The following is a 4,340-nucleotide window of genomic DNA, read 5'->3' as shown; positions in this document are numbered from 1 at the left end:
ATCATCAACAATCCCAAAAATTGGGATAATGATAAATTAAAATGATTGAGACAAATTGCGCAAAAGCCAATTACATTGACTTTTTTCTTAAATTTATTCAATTAATTGGCTTTTGCTTACCGTGTCGCTAAATTGAAACTTTTCGCTTCAATTTATCTTCGATGAGCTCGCAAGCTCGGTTCCGCCACTACGCCAAGCCCCAAAACGTTGGCAACAATTACAAAAACTGACAACCGTATGAGACATCTGATTATTTTATTAAGTATTTTGACCCTGACTTCTTGTGGAGTAAATAAACATCTTGCATCATCCACCACAACGGTAACTGAAATTAATAATGTTGACTATTTTCAACCGCTATCCTATATTCAGTTTATAGAGAAAGGAAACAAAGCAGCATTAAGCGATTCACTTTCAAAAGTCACTTCTGATAATTTGAGTTTGCTTCTTGACAAAAACAAGGCCTCACTTCGTCTTGACAAAGAAATACTGTTCGCAAACGATACCATTAAAGCAAAAGTGGAAGATGAATTAGCATATCTTGTAAGACTTATTACTCAACGGAAAAAACTTAGTGGCATCCCATTACCCCACACGATTGACTCAATTTTAAAAAATAACAATCAACGGTTTGCCCTTGCAACCATCGCTTCGGGTTTTGGGCGGCGGAAAGGAAATTATGGTGGACAAGTTGCAAAAGGGGCAGCCGTAGGTATATTGACATTAGGCATGGTTATACCGACACCCATAAAATCTAATCTGACTTTGTACGCATTTATATTTGACGCTGACAAAGATGAAATCACGTACTATAAGAAATCTATGCCTGTTGAAAAAGAACCAACAGACGAGCAAGTAATGGAGAAACAACTTATAAAATTATTCAATGGTTATCTTTACGACAAAAAGTAACTGTTGCTAACAACCATATTTGCAATAGGCGGGCTGAAGTGCTTCTATCGGGCGAAAGGTACAAGGCTGAACTTTTGTTCTTTTATTGGGCTTTAGTGCTAAAAGTCCCGCCCATCGCCAATATACCCAACGTTAGCCTCCATTAAAAATTTAGAATTGTGAAATATTGGATTTTATTTTCGTGTCTGATTTTGTTCATAAGTTGTCAAAATGATATTCCCTTTAATTCTGAAAAGTGGAATGAAAAAGGAATTGATTGGCAATTGAATGATACAAGAGAAAAAATGATTTTAGATTTAATTTCGAGTAACACTCTTATCGGAATGAAATCTGACGAGATAATTAATTTACTCGGTGAGCCAGAATTTGAAAAAGAAAATTCGCTTCAATATCTAATCCGCGAAAAATATAGTTGGAACATTGATCCGGATTATATTAAATATTTGATAGTAGAAATGAATGAAAAAGATATAGTGAAGAACATATATGTACATAAAGAATAAACGAACGCTAACACGAGTTTTGCGTCAGGCGGGCTGACGTATCACTTGGAGCTTTGTGCTTTTAATGACTTTAATAATGAATTGAAATTTTGTGCTCTGAAACCCGCCCGAACGCTATTATCACCAACAAAATATAGATATAATAAAAATTAGAGCCTAAATTAATCCTAGCGATAAGATCGTACGGGCGAATAGCTTTTGCCTTCTATAATAAAACAAATAAATTTGCCCCATAATAAAGAGCGAATGAAAGGCGACAACTTTTTAAACTTTTAACACCAATTATTATTAATGAGAATCTGGTCCATACATCCTAAATATTTAGACACCAAGGGACTTGTTGCTTTATGGCGAGAAACGCTTCTTGCCAAACACGTTCTGGAAGGTAAGACCAAAGGCTACAAAACCATCCTCAGCTTGACCGTTTTAAGCAAGCAGACCAGCCCGTTGAACGAATAAACGAATATCTCGCCACAGTGTATAACGAAGCATTGGCAAGGCACTATAATTTTAATAAAGAAAAGATTAACTGGAACTTTGAACCTGCCATTTTGAAAGTAACTACTGGGCAAATGGCTTACGAAAAGAAGCATCTACTGAACAAACTCTATAGTCGAGATAGAGACAGATATGACCAACTCAAAGATTTGGACAATGTAGATCAGCATCCGATGTTCGAAATTATTAAAGGCGACATTGAGAACTGGGAAATAACATGAATGCAAAGATCAAGGGACAGTGACAAATTTTGGATAAATATGCCCCGCCCATATTAAGCGATTCTTTAAAATGGTTGAGGTTAATAAAAATAATTATCTTTTATAACAAGCAAGTTATCAAGACCCTCTATTTAAAACCAAAAGCAGAAAATGACAACATACATTTCAGTTTTAAGAGGCATTAACGTAAGCGGACAAAAACTTATTAACATGGACGCTTTGAAAAAAATGTATGATCAACTGAACTTTGAAAACATACATACCTATGTGCAAAGTGGCAATGTCATATTTTCGGCAAAAGAAAAAGATCAGAAAAAACTTGAAAAAACAATCTCCTCAAAACTTGAAAGTGAATTTGGGTTCTACGTTCCTGTAATTGTGCTATCCGAACAAACTTTAAGGACCATTGTTACCAATAACCCATTTGCTAAAGATCCGCTGAAGGACCATTCATTTTTACATGTTACTTTTTTAGCTGAGGTTCCAAATGGATTTGATAAAGAAAGTATCATTAAAAAGAAACATTCAGACGAAGACATTGAATTTACGCCAAACGCAGTTTATTTGTATTGTCCTAATGGCTATGGAAAAACGAAACTCAATAATAATTTTTTAGAAAGCAAACTGAAGGTCACCGCAACCACACGCAATTGGAAAACAACAAACGAACTTCTAAAATTAGCTACAGGCCGATAGACCAAACAAATACCTATCTGCCAATCAATGGCTTACTAAAGAAAAGCAACAAGCTTTAGCCCCAACTTATTGATCTCAATAATAAAAATAAGGATACTTAAACTCAAGATAAAGTATCCAAATATCAATTTTAGCGTTTTACTGGTAAACTTATCTTTTATGGAATTCGCAACCAAAACACCTGCTACACAAAAGGTGGCACAATAAATCAAAAACGGCCAATCCATATAAACCGAAGGGTTTAAATCGCCTAAAAAGCCTAAAGATGTCGTTATAGAAATGACAAACAAGGAGGTTGCAATGGCTTGTCGGATTGGTATTTTTGAGGATAAAACAAGTATGGGAACTATTAAAAAACCACCACCAGCCCCAACAAAGCCGGTAATTAGGCCAATAGCTGCGCCTTGAAACATACTTTTAACGGGAGAGAAAGCCATGGGCACATTTTCATGTACATGTTTACTCTTTAAGGTACGTATTGCGGTAACAAAAATAAGGAACGAAAAAACAAGCATTAGGGCACTTCCCTTAGAAACGTGCATCAGTTCATTTTTGAACACCATATCTGGAATGTCGGGCAAAACAAACCGTCGGACCAAAAAAGTCACTAATAAACCAGGGATGGCAAAATACAAACCAATTTTATAAAGGATGTATTTTTTTCTAATGTTATCAATGGTAGCTGTCCAATTGGAAAGCCCCATGATGAACATGGAGTACGACGTGGCCCAATAAGGATTAACATCAAATACATAAACCAATACAGGTATGGTTAAGATTGCTCCTCCACTGCCCAATAAACTTAAAACCACTCCGATTAAAAAGAAAAGAAGCGCACCCAACACATACAGTTCCATCTGTCCATTTGTTTTTGTGGCAAATATAAAAAAACCAAAATAGGATAATGAATGGCATATGAAGGATAAATTAGACTTTTAAACTTACAAGAAAATCGCAACTACTTTAAGCTTTTAAACCGGGTGCACCCAACCAAGAGGAAGTATTGCAAAAGTGGGATGGCCAAGCTGTTTAGAGAACCACAAAATTGAATGGCTTTAAACCTAGTTTTGGAAGTGTTTTGTACTTTTTTTACAGTTAACTTAAAGTGTATTGAGGTTGGTGCTTAGACAGAATTTTGTACTTATAATAGCGCAAAACCAATCAGACAAACTAATCAATCCTAAAAAAACACCTCCCATTTTATCGATTTACGTGATTTTGTAGAGACAATTTATAAAACATATAAAAATTTAACATTAATTTTACATACATGGTCTTTACAGCCCTGCTACTTTGGGGTTGCTTTGCAAATATGCTGTTAATCAATCTCATTAATAATCAAAATTTAAAAACCATAAATTATAATTTGACCCAATACAACTACAAAGCGGCTAAAAGAAGCATAATTCACTATTTTATGACACTGTTAAAATCAAAAAAAATGATGTTTTTATGCAAGTATTGCTATATTTGAGAGGTGCAAAAGGCACAAGGTATTGGCAAAATATGG

5 protein-coding genes and 1 pseudogene are annotated in these 4,340 nt (G+C 35.0%); 5 read left to right on the top strand and 1 reads right to left on the bottom strand.

Going from position 1 to position 4,340, the window contains the following annotated elements:
• The first annotated feature begins 207 nt into the window (after positions 1-207).
• From VNJ50_RS08450 to VNJ50_RS08430, 5 genes and pseudogenes are all read left to right on the top strand, one after another.
• A complete protein-coding gene (locus tag VNJ50_RS08450; protein ID WP_325580878.1) occupies positions 208-912 on the top strand; it encodes a hypothetical protein in 705 nt (234 codons plus the stop codon).
• Between the two features lie 158 nt (positions 913-1,070).
• Positions 1,071-1,415: a hypothetical protein gene (locus VNJ50_RS08445; protein ID WP_325580876.1), complete on the top strand. Its 345-nt coding sequence runs from the start codon at positions 1,071-1,073 to the stop codon at positions 1,413-1,415.
• 291 nt (positions 1,416-1,706) lie between these two features.
• Positions 1,707-1,882, top strand: a pseudogene (locus VNJ50_RS08440) (pyrimidine dimer DNA glycosylase/endonuclease V); the annotation flags it as partial.
• 9 nt (positions 1,883-1,891) lie between these two features.
• On the top strand, positions 1,892-2,134 hold the full coding sequence (locus VNJ50_RS08435; protein WP_325580872.1) for a hypothetical protein: 243 nt from the start codon (positions 1,892-1,894) through the stop codon (positions 2,132-2,134).
• A 150-nt stretch (positions 2,135-2,284) separates the two neighbouring features.
• Positions 2,285-2,830, top strand: a complete 546-nt coding sequence (locus tag VNJ50_RS08430; protein ID WP_325580870.1) for a DUF1697 domain-containing protein — start codon at positions 2,285-2,287, stop codon at positions 2,828-2,830.
• Between the two features lie 35 nt (positions 2,831-2,865).
• Here VNJ50_RS08430 and VNJ50_RS08425 read toward each other — a convergent pair whose 3' ends face one another.
• Positions 2,866-3,687, bottom strand: coding sequence for a sulfite exporter TauE/SafE family protein (locus tag VNJ50_RS08425; protein ID WP_325580868.1), 822 nt, complete (start codon positions 3,685-3,687; stop codon positions 2,866-2,868).
• Positions 3,688-4,340 lie beyond the last annotated feature (653 nt).

Source organism: Gelidibacter sp., assembly GCF_035577925.1.
Classification (GTDB): Bacteria; Bacteroidota; Bacteroidia; order Flavobacteriales; family Flavobacteriaceae; genus Gelidibacter.
This window is presented reverse-complemented; position numbering and strand designations above follow the sequence as displayed.